An 18,396-nucleotide genomic window follows, 5' to 3' on the forward strand; every position below is an offset into this window, starting at 1 on the left:
ACAGCAGCTTCCAGAACAACCACGCGCAGCAAACCACGCTCCAGAACAACACGGGATTGACATGACACAAGTAACCGAAAGCCCGGCAGCAGCCGGCACCGCCACCACGGCAGGCGCCCGCGCCCACGCCAGGGAGCAGCACGGCAGGACCGTGGACACCATGCGGCATGTGCCCGCCTCCACCGCCCCGGCCCGCCTTCTGGCCGGAATGCCCGACGGCGCGTCCCCCACATGGGCGGAGTCCCTCGCCTTCGGCCGCTACACCACCATGGCCCTGGCCCGCGGCACCCGGATCCGGCTCACCGACACCGCCGGCGACGCCTGCGTGCATGCCCTGCTGTACCGCACCGGCGCCCTGCACGAACGGCTCAACATTGCGGATACCGTCAAGGTGCCCTGGCAGGCCTACCCTGCCACCGGGCACCCGCTGCTGTCCGACGCCGGCCGCCTGATGGCCACGATCGTAGCGGATACGTCCTCGCGCCACGACGCCCTGACCGGCGCCACCACGCTGGCAGGAAACACAGCCAAGTACGGCGGGGGAACTGCGCACAGCGCCTCACCTGCCGCACGGGAACTGCTCACCCTGGGCGCACTGAAGAGCGGGCTGGGACCCCGCGATGTGGCGCCGTCGCTGACCCTCTTCAAGGGCATCACCGTGGACCCCGCCGGCAGCATCACTTTCACCGGAAGCGCCGGGCCGGGTGCCGCCGTCGAACTCCTCCTCCAGCTGGACGCCGTCCTGGTCCTTGCCAATACCGCCCACCCGCTGGACCCGCGCCCGCACTTCACCGGCACCGCCGTGGACATCGTGGCCTGGCACGCGCCGCAGGACCTGGCGGCACTGGAATCTGGTGCCCTGGCCGGGCCCCTGGCTCCGGAACACCTGCAGGCCCTTCACAACACCGAGCACGATCTGACCGCAAGGAACGCCCGATGAACACCGCCACCCAAGCCACTTCCGCAGCGGACGCCCGGACCATTGCCCTCGCCCCCGGTGAGGTGGTCCTGGACGAATTTGTCGAGGCACGCGGCCCCTGGTCCGCCGTCGTCTCCGCCGGTGACGTGCTGACCATCGTGGACCTCGAAGGCAACCAGGCCGTGGACTGCCTGCTGTACGCCGCAGGCGACACCACAGTGCGCTACTCCGCCGCCGTCACGATCGCAAGCCAGCAGTCGATAGTCCTCACCACGGGTTCCGTCCTGAGTGCGGAAACGGGAACGCCGCTGATGACCGTTGTTGCTGATGAGGTGGGCGTTCACGACACTATCGGCGGCGCCTGCTCGCAGGAATCGAACACGCTCCGCTATGGCCAGCACACGCGTGAACAGCACGCCTGCGTGGAGAACTTCCTGATCGAGGGCTCGCGCTGGGGCCTCGGCAAGCGGGACCTGGTGTCCAACATCAACTGGTTCATGAACGTGCCCGTGGACCCGGACGGAGCCCTGGGCATCGTGGACGGCCTGTCCGCACCGGGCAAGCGGGTGGCGCTCCGGGCGGAGGTGGACACCCTGGTGCTGGTCTCCAACTGCCCGCAGGTCAACAACCCCTGCAACGGCTTCAACCCCACCCCTGTCCGCATGATCGTCACCCGGCCGGAGGCTGCGCTGTGAACACCTTTGATACCCTCCTGATCGCAAACCGGGGGGAGATTGCCTGCCGCATCATCGAGTCCGCACGGAAACTGGGCCTTCGCACGGTGGCCGTGTTCTCCGAGGCCGACCGGGGCGCCAAGCACGTCCGGCTGGCAGACGAAGCAGTGCTCCTGGGGCCGGCGCCGGCCAAGGAGTCCTACCTCCGCGTGGACGCGCTGCTCGAGGCCGCCAGGTCCACGGGTGCCGGCGCCATCCATCCCGGCTACGGCTTCCTGTCCGAGGATGCAGACTTCGCCGAAGCCGTTGAAGCAGCCGGGCTGGTCTTTGTAGGACCCACCCCCGAACAACTCCGCACCTTCGGCACCAAGCACACAGCGCGCGACGCCGCCCGGGCGGCCGGAGTGCCGATGATCGCCGGATCCGGGCTGCTGGAGGACGTGGACGCTGCCGTCGCGGCCGGAACCGCCATTGGCTTCCCGCTGATGCTCAAGGCTACCGGCGGTGGCGGGGGCATCGGCATGACGGTCTGCCGTGACGAGGCCGAACTCGCCGAAAGCTTCCCCCGCGTGGCCCGGCTGGCCGGCGCCAGCTTCGGCACCGCCGGCGTCTTTGCCGAACGGTATGTGGAGAACGCGCGCCACATCGAGGTCCAGGTGTTCGGCGACGGTGAAGGCCGGGTTGTCAGCCTGGGCGACCGGGACTGCTCCCTCCAGCGCCGCCACCAGAAGGTCCTTGAAGAGGCACCCGCACCGGACCTGCCGGACGAACTGCGGGAAGAACTGCACCGCAGCTCCCGCGCCCTCTGCGCCTCCCTCAACTACCGCTCCGCCGGAACCGTGGAATTCGTCTACGACTCCGCCCGCCGCGAGGCGTCCTTCCTCGAAGTCAACGCCCGGCTGCAGGTGGAGCACCCCGTCACCGAGGCCGTCACTGGCGTGGACCTGGTGGAGTGGATGCTCCGCCTGGCCCAGGGCGGCGGCGCGGCGCGCAGCATCCTTGAAGGGGCGCCGGACAGCCTGCCCGTTGCAGGCCACGCCGTGGAAGCCCGCGTCTACGCCGAGGACCCGGCCCGGGGCTTCCAGCCCAGCGCCGGCACCATAACCAACGCCGCCTACCCGGGGGCGGCAGAAGCGAGGGTGGACGCCTGGGCCGAAACCGGCACCGAGGTGTCCACCAACTACGACCCGCTTCTGGGCAAGATCATCACCTCCGGCGCACACCGCGCCGAGGCTTTTGACCGGCTGGCCGCCGCGCTCGCCGGCACCCGGATCGACGGCATCGAGACCAACCTCGGCATGCTGCGGGCCGCCACTGCGCTGGATGTGGTCCGCCAGGTCCAGCACTCCACCGGCACCCTGGACACCGTGGGTGACCCTGAACCGCGCATCACCGTTGGCCGCCCCGGCCTGCAGACGAGCGTCCAGGACTGGCCCGGCCGGACCGGACTCTGGCAGATCGGTGTCCCGCCGAGCGGGCCCATGGACGATCTCTCGTTCCGGCTGGGCAACACCGCCCTCGGCAACGCGGAAGGCGTTCCCGGCCTGGAATTCACCATGACCGGGCCCAGCTTGACCTTCACCCACGCCACCACCGTCTGCGTGACCGGCGCGGAAGCCACTGTGACGGTTGACGGGGCGGAGGTGCCCGCGTGGACGCCGGTGACGGTGCCCGCAGGAGGAACGCTCGACGTCGGAACGGCCGCCGGCAGCGGCCTGCGTGGCTACATCCTGTTCCAGGGCGGCCTGGACATTCCCCAGTACCTGGGCAGCGCCTCCACCTTCACGCTGGGCCAGTTCGGCGGGCACGCCGGCAGGGTCCTCCGGGCGGGCGACGTGCTGCGTGCAGTCACCCGGGCCGACGGTGCCGAAGACAAGTCCGCGACGGCGCCGGCAGTTCCGCTGGACAGCCGCCCTGCCCTGACCTCGAGCTGGGAACTCGCCGTCACCGAAGGCCCTCACGGCGCCCCGGAGTTCTTCCAGCGCGAAGACATCGAGGAGCTGCATGCCTCCGAGTACGAGGTCCACTTCAACTCCGCCCGCACCGGCGTCCGCCTCATCGGCCCCAAGCCGCGCTGGGCACGGAACGACGGCGGCGAAGCCGGCCTGCACCCCTCCAACATCCATGACACCGCCTACTCGGTGGGGGCCTTGGACTTCACCGGCGACACCCCCATCCTGCTGGGCCCTGACGGGCCGAGCCTGGGCGGGTTCGTGTGCCCCGTCACCGTGGTGACGGCCGACCGCTGGAAGCTTGGCCAGCTCCGGCCGGGGGACAAGGTACGGTTCGTTCCGGTCAAGACCAGCCAGGTGCCGTCGGCCAAGGACCTGGGGCCCGGCCGGCAGTTGGTCCTCCCGGGCGACGCCGGCTGGTCTGCGGATGTGGCGAACGCAAGCGCCTCAGTCACCCCGCCCGCCATCAGTACGGCGCGGGGAGATGGCGACGACGGCGTGCTGGGCCGGGTGCCGGAAGGTTCCGGCCGGCCTGCGGTCACCTACCGCCGCTCCGGCGATGACAACCTGCTGGTGGAGTACGGCGAGATGGTGCTGGACCTGGGCCTCCGCGCACGGGTGCACGCCCTCCACCAGCACCTGGAACAGCTCCGCGTGCCCGGCATCGTGGACCTTACCCCGGGCATCCGCTCACTCCAGATCAAGGTGGACCCGTCCGTTCTGTCCATAAAGCGGCTGCTGGGCCTGGTCCGGGAGATCGAGGCGGCACTGCCAGCCAGTTCAGAACTGGTGGTGCCCAGCCGCACCGTCCGGCTGCCCCTGTCCTGGGATGATCCCGCCACCCGCGAGGCCATCGAACGGTACATGACAGGCGTCCGCGACGATGCCCCCTGGTGCCCGTGGAACATCGAATTCATCCGCCGGATCAACGGCCTGGACTCCGTCAACGACGTCTTTGACACCGTCTTCAACGCCGAATACCTGGTCCTGGGACTGGGCGACGTCTACCTCGGCGCCCCGGTGGCCACCCCGCTGGATCCGCGGCACCGCCTGGTCACCACCAAGTACAACCCGGCCCGCACCTGGACCCCGGAGAACGCGGTAGGCATCGGCGGGGCGTACATGTGCATCTACGGCATGGAAGGCCCAGGCGGCTACCAGTTCGTGGGCCGCACCACCCAGGTATGGTCCCGCTACGCGGACTCCGCCCCGTTCGAGCCGGGTTCTCCCTGGCTGCTGCGCTTCTTCGACCGCATCTCCTGGTACCCGGTCAGCCCCGAGGAACTCCTGGACCTGCGCGCGGACATGGCTGCAGGCAGGGGCCGCGGCGTGGAGATCGAGGACGGCACCTTCTCGCTCGCCGAGCACGAGGTGTTCCTTGGGGAGAACCGTGAATCCATTGCGGCGTTCCGCGAAAAGCAGGGCGCAGCCTTCGCCATTGAACGGCAGGCATGGGCCGACGCCGGTGAGTTCGACCGTGCCGACGCCCTGGCCGCTGTCATCTCTCCGGTGGCAGACGAGGTGACCGTTCCGGACGGCGGTTCCCTTGTTGCCGCGCCGTTCGCCGCCAGCGTCTGGAAGGTGGACGTGAAGCCCGGTGACCGGGTGGTGCAGGGCCAGGCGCTGGTCTCGCTGGAGGCGATGAAGATGGAGACCGTCCTGGAAGCGCCCTGCGACGGCGTGGTGCTGCAGGTCCTGCCGGCCGCCGGTTCGCAGGTGGTTGCGGGAGAGGCTGTGGTGGTCCTCGGAATGGAAGTGGAGCCCGGGGCCGTCACCGAAGCACACGAACTGGAAGAGGCAGCCGTATGAACACCGCAACCCCAGGCCCCGCCACCCAACGGGTCAAGGCCGCCCTCGCCGCCCTGGCCGCCGTGGACCGGCCGGAAATCTGGATCACCCTCCGCGGAACTGACGAGCTGCTGGCCGAGGCCGCCGGCATTGACACAGCCGTGGCGGACGGCGCCCACCTGCCGCTGGCCGGACTCCTGCTCGCCGTCAAGAACAATGTTGACGTGGCAGGCATCCCCACCACGGCGGGGTGCCCCGGCTTCGCCTACCTTCCGGAGAAGGACGCGGAGGCCGTGTCACGGCTCCGGGCCGCCGGCGCCGTTGTCCTGGGAGCCACCAACCTTGACCAGTTCGCCACCGGCCTGGTGGGGACGCGCAGCCCGTACGGAGCTGTCCGCGATTCCCGCCGTCCCAACTTCATTTCCGGCGGCTCCAGCTCCGGCTCCGCAGTGGCCGTGGCCCTGGGCCTGGTGGACATCGCCATCGGGACGGACACGGCAGGCTCGGGCCGCGTGCCGGCCGGGCTGCAGGGCATCGTGGGCATCAAACCCACCCTGAATGTTGTGTCCACCGCCGGCGTCGTCCCGGCCTGCAAGTCCTGGGACGCCGTCACCATCTTTGCCCGCCACCTCTCCACTGCCGAGCTCGCCATGGGCGTGATGGCCGGCGGAGCCCGGTCCTGGCCGCCGGACATCCGGCTGGCGGCGCCGGAGAAGCCGCGGGTGGCCTACCCGGCAACCCTGCCTGCGCTGCCGGAGACCTGGGCCGCGGAATTCCACCGCAACGTTGGCAGGCTTCAGTCCTTGGGCGTGGAGGCGGAGGCGATCGAATTCGATGCCTTCCTCGAAGCCGCCCGGCTGCTGTACGACGGCGGGCTGGTGGCGGAGCGCTATGCCGCCGTGGGCGGGTTCCTGGACAAGTACGACGGCGGCACGGACAGCCAGGCGGGCATCGATCCCACTGTGGAACGCATCATCCGGGCGGCCGGGACTGTGCCCGCCCACCGGTACGTCTCTGACACCGCCAGGCTCGAGGAACTGAAGCGCAAGGCGATGGCGCGGCTGGAAGGCTTTGACGCCCTGCTGGTCCCCACCGCCCCGTTCCACCCCACCCTTGCCGAGGTGGCTGCGAATCCGGTGGGGGTGAATTCGCTGATGGGGACCTATACGAACTTCTGCAACCTGTTTGACCTCAGCGCCGTTGCCGTCCCGGCCGGCGAGGTGGACGGCGCGCAGTTCGGGCTGACCGTGGTGGCGCGGACGTTCCAGGACGCCGTTGCCGCGGACATCGCCCGGCTCCTCGAGGCAACCCCCGAAGCGCCCGCCCTCTTCGCTCCTGCCCTGCCCGCTCCGGTCGCGGCAAAGGAGGCTGCGCGCACAGGCGCCCGCCCGGCGTCGTCCGTTCCCTGGCCCGTGGCTGCAGGCGCAACCGCCGTCCCGCTGGTGGTGGTCGGCGCGCACCGGAAGGGGCAGCCGCTGGCCCCGCAACTGGAGGAGCTCGGCGCCGCCTGGGACGGCCGCGTGCGCACCGCGGCGCGCTACCGGATGGTGTCCCTGGACACCGTACCGCCGAAGCCCGGCGTGTACCGTTCGGACCGCGGCGGCGCCGAGCTTGTGGGTGAACGGTGGCTCGTCTCCGAAGCGGGCCTGGGCAGGTTCCTGGCCGGACTTCCGGAACCCATGCTGCTCGGATCGATTGAACTGGCCGACGGTTCCAGGGCCGTGGGTTTCGCCTGCGATGCGGTGGCCGCCGCGCAGGGGGAGGACATCACCCGCTACGGCGACTGGCTGGCAGACCGGAATGCGCTGCTTCAGCTCTTGAAGTAGCGGGAGATGTCGGTGACCAGTTCGCCCACGGCGGCCGGGATGGAGCCGTGGAAGCACTTGGGGGAGAGCTCGTAGGTGCTGCCGGGGACCGCGGCATGCAGCCGCTCGGCTGTTGCCTTGTAATAGCTGGGGCTCTTGCCGCCCGCCATGAAGTGCGTGTTGGCCGGCAGCACGCTGAAGTCCCTGGCATGGTCCGCCTCCTTGTAGGCAGCCCGCAGCTCGCCCACCCCGCTGGGCATGACTTCCTGGAACATCCTGTTCACCTTGGTGCGGGACAGCACGGCCATCAGCCCGGCAAGGACAGGCTCGGGGATCCGCGCCATGGCCGAGCCCGGTTTGGTGGCCCTCTTCATGTGCGCCAGGGCGTGCCCCACCTTGCCGTTGTCCACGGCATCCTCGAATCCGTCCAGCCAGCCAGTATCGATGCTGCCGTCGATGTTCACTGCGGCGTCGTACACCGCAAGCTTGTCCGGCACGTACGCGGTCCCCGTGAACTCCTGGACCGCGTTGAGGGCCACGGATCCGCCCAGGCTGTGGCCCAGGATGTTCCGCGCACCGGTGGCGTCCAGGACCGTCCGGACATCCTCAATCTCGGTGGCCATGGAGTAGCCGGCCGGCTGTTCCGAGGAGCTGCCTCGCCCGCGGCGGTCATAGACGTCAACGGCCCACCCCTCGCCGAGGCCCTCGGCCAGGGCCACGGAGAACGGCCGGTAGATCAGGGCGGTGAGGAAGGCCCCGCCGATCAGCAGCACCCGGCGCTCTCCCGGCGCATCTTCGGTGCCGTAGCTGTACAAAGCCAGCCGGCCGCCGTCGTGCGTTGGAAGTACCTGTTCTTTCACCACCCCATCCTAGGCAGGCGCCCCCAAGGCGCCGCGAAGCCCGGCTGCCCAACTCCCGGTAAACTTGGAAATTGTGACTTCCCAAAACACCACCGCGCCCAAGAACGCCCCAGAGCCCCTCGACGCCAGCGAGCAGATGCGGATCCGCATGGAGAAGCGCGCCAAACTGATCGAGCGCGGCACCGAGGCGTACCCGGTGGGCGTGGAACGGACGCACTCCCTCGCCGAAATCCGCGAGAAGTACGCCCACCTTGAGGCGGACGACACCACGGGGGACACCGTGGGCGTCACCGGCCGCGTGGTGTTCGTCCGCAACACCGGCAAGCTGTGCTTCGCCACCCTCCAGGAAGGCGGCACCGACGGCAAGGGAACCCGGCTCCAGGCCATGCTCAGCCTCGCGAATGTAGGCGAGGAAGCGCTCGCGGACTGGAAAGCTCTGGTTGACCTGGGCGACCACGTTTTCATCAAGGGCGAGGTCATCTCCTCCCGCCGCGGCGAGCTGTCAGTCATGGCAGAGTCCTGGTCCATGGCCTCCAAGGCGCTACGTCCCCTGCCGGTGCTGCACGCGGAACTGAATGAGGAGACCCGGGTGCGCCAGCGCTACGTGGACCTCATGGTCCGCGATGAAGCCCGCGAAATGGTCTACACCCGCGCGGCCATTACCCGCTCCATCCGCGAAACCCTCTTCCGCCACAGCTACGTGGAGGTGGAGACCCCCATCCTGAACCTGGTCCACGGCGGCGCCCTGGCCCGCCCGTTCGAGACCCACATGAACGCCTTCGACCAGAAGATGACCCTGCGCATCGCCACCGAGCTGTACCTCAAGCGTGCCGTTGTGGGCGGCATCGACCGCGTGTACGACATGGGCCGCGTGTTCCGCAACGAGGGCGTGGACTCCACCCACAGCCCCGAGTTCACAACGCTTGAGTGCTACGAGGCGTGGGCTGACCAGTTTGTGATGGCCGAGCGCATCAAGGAGATCATCCTCGACGCCGCCGACGCCGTGGGTGCCGGACGCACCATCCAGACGGAAGCGGGGGAGATCAACCTCGACGGCGAGTGGGCATGGCTCGCTGTCTACCCCGGGCTTTCCGACGCCGTCGGCCAGGAAGTCACCCCGGACACCCCGCTGGAGGTGCTCCGCGAAATCGCCGAAAAGCACGAGGTCAAGGTGGACCCGAAGTGGGACGCCGAGAAGCTGGCTGTTGAGCTCTTCGGCGAGATTGTGGAGCCCACGCTGCTCAACCCCACCTTCGTCTACGACTACCCGCCGTCCGCGCAGCCCCTGGCCCGCCCGCACCGCGAGGACGGCCGCCTGATCGAAGCCTGGGACCTCATCATCGGCGGTATGGAGCGCGGCACCGCCTTCTCCGAACTGATCGACCCGGTGATCCAGCGCGAACGCCTGACCGAGCAGTCACGGCATGCCGCCGCCGGCGACGACGAGGCCATGCAGCTGGACGAGGACTTCCTGCGCGCCCTTGAATACGGTGCTCCTCCGATGGGCGGCATCGGCCTGGGGATCGACCGCCTGGTGATGCTCTTCACGGGCGCCGGCATCCGCGAAACCATCCTCTTCCCGCTGCTCAAGCCGGAAGGACACTGACCATGGAATACGTGGCTGTCCTTCTTCCCTCGGTGGTGGTGGGCCTGCTTTTCTGGTTCGCCATGAAATCGATTTTCAATGCGGACAAAGCCGAGCGGCAGGCGGAAGCCCAAGCCCAGGCCGAAGCCGAAGCTAAAGCGGCTTCCCCCGTTGACCGGCCGGACCCTGAATCGAATAGATAAACCCTTGGCTTTTCCCCCCAATATCCCCCGGAACCATTTGGCGCTTTGACGCGTTGCCATAAAGAGAGTCATACTTTTAGGGAAACATCCTGCTTTTCTGCACACCGAACCCTTTCCAAAAGGAAGTCTTTTAATGGCACAGAAAGTAAACATCATCCTCGTTGATGATCTGGATGGGGGATCCGCAGACGAGAATGTGAAGTTTGGCCTTGACGGAACGAACTACGAGATTGATCTTTCGGCGGCAAACGCCGCTGAGCTTCGGTCTTCGCTGGAACGTTTTGTTGCAGCCGCACGGAAAACTTCCGGTGGCCGCCCGGTCCGGGCCAAAGCGGCATCGGGGGGACGCAGCCACGACTCTGCAGCGATTAGGCAATGGGCCCGCGAAAACGGCTACACGGTCAACAGCCGCGGCCGAATTCAGGCCGAAATCCAGGAAGCCTACCAAAAGGCAAATTCCTAGTTCCGGCGCCTAACGGTCATTAGGTCCTGCTTCCCATGCCGGGAGGCAGGGCCTTTTTCCTGCGCAGGAAACTTGCCGCGGCAAGCTGCTCGGCGACATAGAACACAAACGGCGGGATGTCCCCGGTTTTTGCCAGGACCGTCCCGGCCCCCAGCGCCGCCAGGCCGACGGCGGCCGCTTCCTTTTCCCTGTCCGGCAGGCTCGCCAGGGCGCCGGACAGTGAGCCGACGGCCAGCACATGCAGCCACGCATAGCTGAGGAACGGCCACCCCGGGAGCCGGCGCGCCGCAAAGCGCTCCGGGTCGGAGGCACGCAAGGCCAGCTGGGAAACAAACAAGGGCGCCCCCGCGGCAAGGGCGACGGCGGCTGTGCCCACCAGCGTCCTGGCCCGGCCGGCCGGGAGTGCCAGGGCAAGGCGTGCGAACGCGGCAGGCATGGCCGCGGTGCCCGCCGCGGCGACGTGCTGCCCCGCGACCCAGGAGCGCCGTCCCTTGAGCAGCATCGCGAGGCGCCGGGCGGGATCCGGCTCAAGATAGACGCCGGACACCGGACTGATGCCTGCAAGCCACACAACCCCGGCCGCCACGGCAACTTCCGCCGGACGCCGCACGCGTTTCGGATCCACCTGGAACATGTCCTTGCCTCCCTAGACCCCTTTCAAGGTTATTCCCAAACTGCCCCGGTTTCCCCTGTGGCGAACACGCTCCACAACCAGGGGCCAGCCACGTAGCATCAAAGTACGTCGTAGCTAGGAGTGTGGCGAAATGTTTGAGCGATTTACGGACCGTGCCCGTCGCGTAGTTGTGCTTGCCCAAGAAGAGGCACGCATGCTGAACCACAATTACATCGGTACCGAACACATCCTCTTGGGTCTGATCCATGAGGGTGAGGGTGTTGCCGCCAAAGCTCTTGAGTCCTTGAGCATTTCGCTCGACGGCGTTCGCGAGCAGGTGCAGGAGATTATCGGACAGGGCCAGCAGGCGCCGTCCGGCCACATCCCCTTCACGCCCCGTGCCAAGAAGGTGCTGGAGCTCTCGCTGCGCGAAGCCCTCCAGCTGGGCCACAACTACATCGGCACGGAGCACATCCTGCTGGGCCTCATCCGCGAGGGTGAGGGTGTTGCCGCCCAGGTGCTGGTCAAGCTCGGCGCCGACCTGAACCGGGTCCGCCAGCAGGTCATCCAGCTCCTGTCGGGCTACCAGGGCAAGGAGACCACCGGCGCTGGCGTCGGCTCCGGGCAGCCCGAGGGCACCCCCGCCGGGTCCGTGGTCCTGGACCAGTTCGGCCGCAACCTGACCCAGGCTGCGCGCGAGAACAAACTGGACCCCGTCATCGGGCGCGAGCAGGAGATGGAACGCGTCATGCAGGTCCTCTCCCGCCGTACCAAGAACAACCCCGTCCTGATCGGTGAGCCGGGTGTCGGCAAGACCGCCGTCGTCGAGGGCCTTGCCCAGGCGATTGTCCGCGGCGACGTCCCGGAGACCATCAAGGACAAGCAGCTCTACACCCTGGACCTCGGGTCCCTGGTGGCCGGCTCGCGTTACCGCGGTGACTTCGAAGAGCGCCTGAAGAAGGTCCTCAAGGAGATCCGCACCCGCGGCGACATCATCCTCTTCATTGACGAAATCCACACCCTCGTGGGTGCGGGTGCCGCTGAAGGAGCCATCGACGCTGCCTCGATCCTGAAGCCCATGCTGGCCCGCGGCGAGCTGCAGACCATCGGTGCAACCACGCTGGATGAGTACCGCAAGCACATCGAAAAGGACGCCGCGCTGGAGCGCCGCTTCCAGCCGATCCAGGTCAAGGAACCCTCCGTGGCGCACGCCATCGAGATCCTCAAGGGCCTGCGTGACCGCTACGAGGCACACCACCGCGTCACCATTACCGACGGTGCCCTGGCCTCTGCCGCCAGCCTCGCCGAGCGCTACATCTCGGACCGCTTCCTGCCGGACAAGGCGATCGACCTGATCGACGAAGCCGGTGCCCGGCTGCGCATCCGCCGCATGACCGCTCCGCCGGAGCTCAAGGCCATGGACGAGCGCATCGCCAAGCTGAAGATGGAAAAGGAGTCCGCGATCGACGCGCAGGACTTCGAAGGTGCTGCTGCGCTCCGCGACAAGGAGCAGAAGATGATTTCCGAGCGCTCGGAGAAGGAGCGCCACTGGAAGTCCGGCGGCATGGACGACATCTCCGAGGTTGATGAGGATCTCATCGCCGAGGTGCTGGCGAACTCCACCGGCATCCCCGTTTTCAAGCTGACCGAGGAAGAGTCCTCGCGCCTGCTGAAGATGGAAGACGAACTGCACAAGCGCGTGGTGGGCCAGAACGAGGCCATCAAGGCACTCTCCCAGGCCATCCGCCGTACCCGTGCAGGGCTCAAGGACCCCAAGCGTCCCGGCGGCTCGTTCATCTTCGCCGGCCCCACCGGCGTCGGCAAGACTGAACTGGCCAAGGCACTCGCGGAGTTCCTGTTCGGTGAAGAGGACGCCCTCATCACGCTGGACATGTCCGAGTACTCCGAGAAGCACACCGTTTCCCGGCTCTTCGGTGCCCCTCCGGGCTACGTCGGCTACGAGGAAGGCGGCCAGTTGACCGAGAAGGTCCGGCGCCGTCCGTTCTCCGTGGTGCTGTTCGACGAAGTGGAAAAGGCCCACGCGGACCTCTTCAATTCGCTGCTGCAGATCCTGGAAGACGGCCGCCTGACCGACTCCCAGGGCCGCGTGGTGGACTTCAAGAACACCGTGATCATCATGACCACCAACCTGGGTACCCGGGACATCTCCAAGAGCGTCGCCACCGGCTTCCAGTCCGGCACAGACACGCAGACCGGCTACAACCGCATGCGTGCCCGTGTCACGGAGGAGCTCAAGCAGCACTTCCGCCCGGAGTTCCTGAACCGTGTGGATGACGTTGTGGTGTTCCCGCAGCTCACCCAGGACGAGATCATCGAGATCGTGGACCTGTTCGTCACCCGGCTGGAGAAGCGCCTCAAGGACAAGGACATGGGCATCGAGCTCACCAAGGCCGCCAAGGTGCTCCTCGCAACCCGCGGCTACGATCCCGCCATGGGTGCCCGGCCGCTGCGCCGCACCATCCAGCGCGAGATCGAGGACCAGCTCTCCGAGAAGATCCTGTTCGGCGAGATCCACCCCGGCGACATCGTCGTTGTGGACGTGGAAGGCGACGGCGACGACGCGAAGTTCACCTTCGCCGGCAATGCCAAGCCCCGCATCCCGGAAATCGCCCCGAGCGTCTAAGCACCAAAAGCGAAGGCCCCGCCAGCTCCACGAGCAGGCGGGGCTTTCGCTTTGCCCTCAGTCCCGTCAAGTGTTGGCATCCGGCGGTCACCCGTGGCTGAGGTCTCTGCCGCGGTTCTGCCCGGTGCCGGCCATCAGAGATTTCCCGGCGCCTGCTCCTTCGTCGCTTTGACGGCGCCTACATAAATCCCTGATGCCCGGCACCTCGTGCGCGGCGGCACTTAGCGCAGGCGCCGGGGTCATTTGTGTAGATTGCGTCAAAGCGACGAAGGAGCAGCAAGCGGCAAATGGCGCCGGTGGCGGCGCAACCCAGCCAGACGCCGCTCAGGGGAGCATCGTTAAGGGTGGCCGGGTGCGGTCGAGGGGAGCTTGGTGGATGTCGCCGCCGCTTATTTTGTGATGTGGGACACGGTCCGGTTGAATCGGGGGCATGGCTAACTTGGAACCGGCGATCCCGGATGAGCAACCTTTGACCCCTTTTCATGACCTGGACCATTACCTGTCCATTCCGCGGGTAAGCGGACTGGCCCTGAGCCCGGACGGCACCCGCCTGGTCACTACCGTGGCCACCCTCAACGGCAAGGGCACTGAATTCGGCACGGCCCTGTGGGAGTTGGATCCCGCGGGGCAAAAGCACGCCCGGCGGATCACCCGCAGCGCCAAGGGTGAGGCCGGGGCTGCGTTCGCTGCCAACGGGGACGTCTACTTCACGTCCGCGCGGCCGGACCCGGACAGCCCCGAGGAGGAGCCCGTCAAGGCGCTCTGGCTGCTGCCGGCGGACGGCGGCGAAGCCCGCGTGGTGTTGAACCGCCCCGGCGGAGTGGGCGCCGTGCTGACGGCCAGGAATGCGGATGCCGCCTTCGTTACGGCGGAGGTGCTGGCCGGTTCCGCCGACGAGGAGGAGGACGCCGAGCGCCGCAAGTCGCGGAAGGACCGCAAGGTCTCGGCCATCCTGCACAGCGAATATCCGGTCCGGTACTGGGACGCGGACCTGGGGCCGGGCCAGCCGCGGATCTTCGCCGTCGAGCCCGGTAAGGAACAGGACGGCGGCAAGCCGGCGACGGTGGATGCCACGGCGCCGCTGGTCCTCCGAAACCTCACGCCGGACGCCGGACCCAGGCTGCGGGAGGCGGAAAGCGTGGTCAGCCCCGACGGCAAGACCATCTACACGAGCTACACCAAGCCGCTGGCCAAGGCTGACAGCCGTTCCATCCTGGTGGCTGTGGACGTGGCCTCCGGCAGCATGAAGGTGCTTCTGGACGAGGAAGGCACGAGCTACTTCCCGGGTCCCGTCAGCCCCGACGGCACCACGCTGGCAGTGGTCAGCGAAACCGACACCACGCCGCAGGAGGCCCCGCAGGTCAAGCTCCATCTGCTGGACGTAGCAGGGCAAGGCGGAGATGCCCCTGGCGGGCTGGTGCCGCTCGCCCACGGCTGGGACCGGTGGCCCAAGCCCGCTGCCTGGCTTCCGGACGGGTCCGCCCTCCTGGTCACCGCGGACGACGACGGCGCGTCGCCGGTTTTCCGGATCAGCGTCCCCGCCGCCGCGGCTGAAGTAAGTGTCACCCGGGTGACCCAGGACGCTGCGGCATACTCCGACGTCGTGGTTTCACCGGACGGACGCACCGCCTACGCCCTGCGGAGCTCCTATGAATTCCCGCCGGAAGTAGTCCGCCTGGACCTGCGGACGGGCGAAGCCACGCGGCTGCCCGCCCCCGCGGAGCGGCCGGTCCGTCCCGGCAGGCTGGAACGCATCGCTGCTACGGCGGCGGACGGCTCCCGCGTCCCGGCCTACCTGGCCCTGCCGGAGGGCGCGTCGGCAGAGTCTCCGGCACCCATGCTCCTGTGGATCCACGGCGGGCCGCTCGGGTCCTGGAACGCCTGGACCTGGCGGTGGAACCCGTGGTTGATGACTGCCAAGGGCTACGCGGTCCTCCTTCCAGACCCCGCACTCTCCACCGGGTACGGCCAGGCCCACATCCAGCGTGGGTGGGGAGCCTGGGGCAAAGCACCATTCGCGGACCTGATGGCGGTCACGGACGCAGCAGTGGAGCGGCCCGACATCGACGCCGGCAGAACCGCCGCCATGGGAGGTTCCTTCGGCGGCTACATGGCTAACTGGGTGGCAGGTCAAACTGACCGGTTCAGGGCGATCGTGACGCACGCCAGCCTGTGGGCCCTGGACCAGTTCGGCCCCACCACGGATGCCTCCCAGTACTGGCTGAAGGAAATGACCAAAGAAATGGCGCTGGACAACTCGCCCCACCTGCACGTCGAAAACATCGGCACGCCCATGCTGGTGGTCCACGGAGACAAGGACTATCGGGTACCCATTGGCGAGGGGCTGCGGCTTTGGTACGAGCTGCTGTCGAAGTCAAAGCTTGCCGCGGACCAGGACGGGCAGACGCCCCACCGGTTCCTGTATTTCCCGGACGAGAACCACTGGGTGCTCCAGCCGCAGCATGCAAAAGTCTGGTACCAGGTTGTGGAATCATTCCTGGCCAAGAATGTCCTTGGGCAGGACGTGCCACTTCCTGCCGAGCTCGGGCTGTAGCTCTTAGGGGCAGGTTTAGGGAAGCCCCTTTTTGGCATTGTCCCGCCCGCCAGGGAAAGCAGCGGGCGGGACAATGCAAAGGCCTTTCTGCGCCGTCCGGGCGTGGGCTGGAAAGAAAAGCGGTCCGGCCAAAGAAAGCCGGCTGCAATAGAGCCAAGAAGCCCCAAATTCATCGACGCCGGTGCAGGGAGGCGGAATACGGGACCAGCCAGGCGGGGGACGAATAAGTGCGTCGGCATTGTCGCGGAAAGAATTGGCGGCCGGGTTGGCGGGTTTCCTGCCGTACCGCCGTAAAAACGTCCCACCCGGAATGCCATAAAGAACGGCCAGCCATCAAGTGCGAAGTCCCGCCATTCGATGGGGAAGCAACCCCGGAGGCATTTCCGGCTACGTGGCTAACGCCCACAGCGCTTGACTGGGAGGCATTTCCTCCGGCCCGGACAAAGGCCGGGACTGCTGCCCGGCGGCCAGCGGAGGAAATGCCTGCGGAAGAAGGCACGGTGGGGCGCCGTGGGTTGTGCGAACTAGGATTGCCCTGTGACTGAGTCTTTCCATATTCGTCCGGCCCGCACGGGTGACGTCCCCGCCATCAAGAAACTGGTGGCGCCGCTGGCGGAGCAGCGGATCCTTATGGCCAAGGAGACGGTGGCCTACTACGAAAGCCTGCAGGAGTTCCGGATCGCTGAATCCAGCGACGGCGAAGTCATTGGCTGCGGGGCGCTGCACGTCATGTGGGAAGACCTTGCCGAAGTCCGCACGCTTGCTGCTTCCCAGGACTGGCGCGGTAAAGGAGTGGGGCACGTGCTGGTGGAGAGCCTCCTGGATGAAGCCCGGGCCCTTGGCGTCTCCCGTGTTTTCTGCCTGACGTTCGAGGTGGACTTCTTCAAGCGCCACGGGTTCGACGTCATGGCCGACCAGTCAGCGGTTGATCCGGTGGTGTATTCCGAACTCCTCCGCTCGCACGACGAGGGTGTTGCCGAGTTCCTTGACCTCGCCCGGGTCAAGCCCAACACCCTGGGCAACACCCGCATGATCAAAGTGCTGTAAACCGCGTTTCTCCGCACAACCTGTTCAGGGGTGCCATCCTGCCCGCCGTCGGCGCGAAACACCTGCTGCTTCGGCCTGACCTGCGAAGACTTGTTTTATTCGATTTGATGGATAAACTGGCTAAGGCCGGGATGGGGGGCCCACAGGAAAGGGACAGTCATTGGGGGCTGTCCCTTTGCTGCGTCCGCTCAAGGCCATTGCCGGCAGGGAGTCCCTACCGCGGTCCCGGCGCCGGTAGTAGGGTCAAAGTGACATTCTCCAGGAACCAGAACCAGGAGCGCCGCCATGAAAAAACTCATTAATGATCCCCGTGCCGTAGTCGATGAATCCGTTCAGGGCTTTGGCCTTGCCCACGCTGACTTGGTTAACGTCAGCCCGGATCCCACGTTCATCACGCGCAAGGACGCGCCCGTGAACGGCAAGGTAGGGCTGGTCTCCGGAGGCGGCAGCGGGCACGAACCGCTGCACGCCGGCTTCGTGGGGCGGGGAATGCTCGACGCCGCCGTGCCGGGGGCGGTATTCACCTCACCGACGCCGGACCAGATCCTTCCGGCGACGCTCGCGGTCAACTCAGGCGCCGGCGTCGTGCATATCGTGAAGAACTACACCGGCGACGTCCTGAACTTCGAAACCGCTGCCGAACTCGCCGAAGCCGAAGGCGTCAGCGTCCGCACGGTCCTGGTGAACGACGACGTCGCCGTCGAGGACTCGCTGTACACAGCCGGGCGCCGCGGCGTAGGCGGCACCGTGCTGGTGGAGAAGATCGCCGGTGCCGCCGCCGAGAGGGGCGATGACCTGGAAGCTGTGGCCGCCGTTGGCGAACGGGTCAACGCGAACGTCCGCACCATGGGTGTGGCACTATCCGCCTGCACCGTCCCGCACGCGGGCTCGCCCAGCTTCGACCTGGCCGAGGACGAGATTGAAATCGGCATCGGCATCCATGGCGAGCCCGGGCGCCACCGCATGCCCATGGAGAACGCCGACGGCATTACCGACAGGCTGCTGGAACCAGTACTGGCGGATCTCGGAATTACGTCGGGGGACAAGGTCCTGCTGTTTGTCAACGGCATGGGCGGCACGCCGCTCAGCGAGCTGTACATCGTCTACCGGCGCGCCGCGCAGGTCCTGTCCGAGCGCGGCGCCACCGTGGAGCGTTCGCTGGTGGGCAACTACATCACCTCCCTGGAAATGCAGGGTTGCTCCATCTCGGTACTGCGGCTGGACGACGACCTCACGGAACTGTGGGACGCGCCGGTGCACACGGCGGCACTGCGTTGGGGCGTGTAGCA

13 protein-coding genes are annotated in these 18,396 nt (G+C 67.3%); 11 read left to right on the forward strand and 2 right to left on the reverse strand.

What is annotated here, in order from left to right:
- Positions 1-61 precede the first annotated feature (61 nt).
- Genes KTR40_RS01420 through atzF form a run of 4 tightly spaced genes read left to right on the forward strand, consistent with a single transcriptional unit; the run spans position 62 to position 7,159 of the window.
- Positions 62-940 carry an urea amidolyase associated protein UAAP1 gene (locus KTR40_RS01420; protein WP_228405056.1) on the forward strand — a complete coding sequence of 293 codons (879 nt, stop codon included), beginning with the start codon at positions 62-64 and terminating at the stop codon, positions 938-940.
- Positions 937-1,614, forward strand: coding sequence for an urea amidolyase associated protein UAAP2 (locus KTR40_RS01425; RefSeq protein ID WP_228405057.1), 678 nt, complete (start codon positions 937-939; stop codon positions 1,612-1,614). The genes KTR40_RS01420 and KTR40_RS01425 overlap by 4 nt, the downstream gene beginning before the upstream one ends.
- Positions 1,611-5,354, forward strand: coding sequence for an urea carboxylase (uca, locus tag KTR40_RS01430; protein ID WP_228405058.1), 3,744 nt, complete (start codon positions 1,611-1,613; stop codon positions 5,352-5,354). The genes KTR40_RS01425 and uca overlap by 4 nt, the downstream gene beginning before the upstream one ends.
- Positions 5,351-7,159, forward strand: coding sequence for an allophanate hydrolase (gene atzF, locus KTR40_RS01435; protein WP_228405059.1), 1,809 nt, complete (start codon positions 5,351-5,353; stop codon positions 7,157-7,159). The genes uca and atzF overlap by 4 nt, the downstream gene beginning before the upstream one ends.
- Here the strand turns inward: atzF and KTR40_RS01440 are convergent.
- The gene (locus tag KTR40_RS01440) at positions 7,144-7,998 is read right to left on the reverse strand and encodes an alpha/beta fold hydrolase (protein ID WP_228405060.1); all 855 of its coding nucleotides are present in this window, start codon (positions 7,996-7,998) and stop codon (positions 7,144-7,146) included. The two genes, atzF and KTR40_RS01440, sit on opposite strands and share 16 nt — an antisense overlap.
- A 73-nt stretch (positions 7,999-8,071) precedes the next feature.
- Between KTR40_RS01440 and lysS the strand changes: the two genes are divergently transcribed.
- The 3 genes from lysS to KTR40_RS01455 all read left to right on the forward strand — a co-directional run bounded on the left by lysS (position 8,072) and on the right by KTR40_RS01455 (position 10,249).
- Complete coding sequence (gene lysS / locus KTR40_RS01445; protein ID WP_228405061.1) at positions 8,072-9,604, forward strand: lysine--tRNA ligase; 1,533 nt, start codon at positions 8,072-8,074, stop codon at positions 9,602-9,604.
- A gap of 2 nt (positions 9,605-9,606) precedes the next feature.
- Entirely contained in the window at positions 9,607-9,786 is a 180-nt protein-coding gene (locus KTR40_RS01450) for a hypothetical protein (protein ID WP_139027508.1), read from the forward strand.
- A gap of 133 nt (positions 9,787-9,919) precedes the next feature.
- Positions 9,920-10,249: an Lsr2 family protein gene (locus KTR40_RS01455; protein ID WP_139027509.1), complete on the forward strand. Its 330-nt coding sequence runs from the start codon at positions 9,920-9,922 to the stop codon at positions 10,247-10,249.
- 19 nt (positions 10,250-10,268) lie between these two features.
- On the opposite strand, the gene KTR40_RS01460 is transcribed toward KTR40_RS01455, so the two are convergent.
- Complete coding sequence (locus KTR40_RS01460; protein ID WP_139027510.1) at positions 10,269-10,883, reverse strand: hypothetical protein; 615 nt, start codon at positions 10,881-10,883, stop codon at positions 10,269-10,271.
- 130 nt (positions 10,884-11,013) lie between these two features.
- On the opposite strand from KTR40_RS01460, the gene KTR40_RS01465 reads away from it, so the two are divergent.
- The 4 genes from KTR40_RS01465 to dhaK all read left to right on the forward strand — a co-directional run bounded on the left by KTR40_RS01465 (position 11,014) and on the right by dhaK (position 18,394).
- Positions 11,014-13,506 (forward strand): ATP-dependent Clp protease ATP-binding subunit, encoded by a 2,493-nt coding sequence (locus KTR40_RS01465; RefSeq protein WP_139027511.1) that lies wholly within the window; start codon positions 11,014-11,016, stop codon positions 13,504-13,506.
- Positions 13,507-13,936: 430 nt separating this feature from the next.
- Positions 13,937-16,060, forward strand: a complete 2,124-nt coding sequence (locus KTR40_RS01470) for a prolyl oligopeptidase family serine peptidase (RefSeq protein WP_228405062.1) — start codon at positions 13,937-13,939, stop codon at positions 16,058-16,060.
- Between the two features lie 537 nt (positions 16,061-16,597).
- Positions 16,598-17,107: an amino-acid N-acetyltransferase gene (locus tag KTR40_RS01475; RefSeq protein ID WP_139027513.1), complete on the forward strand. Its 510-nt coding sequence runs from the start codon at positions 16,598-16,600 to the stop codon at positions 17,105-17,107.
- Between the two features lie 285 nt (positions 17,108-17,392).
- Entirely contained in the window at positions 17,393-18,394 is a 1,002-nt protein-coding gene (gene dhaK / locus KTR40_RS01480) for a dihydroxyacetone kinase subunit DhaK (protein WP_139027514.1), read from the forward strand.
- Positions 18,395-18,396 lie beyond the last annotated feature (2 nt).

Source organism: Pseudarthrobacter sp. L1SW, from assembly GCF_020809045.1.
Lineage (GTDB): Bacteria > Actinomycetota > Actinomycetes > Actinomycetales > Micrococcaceae > Arthrobacter.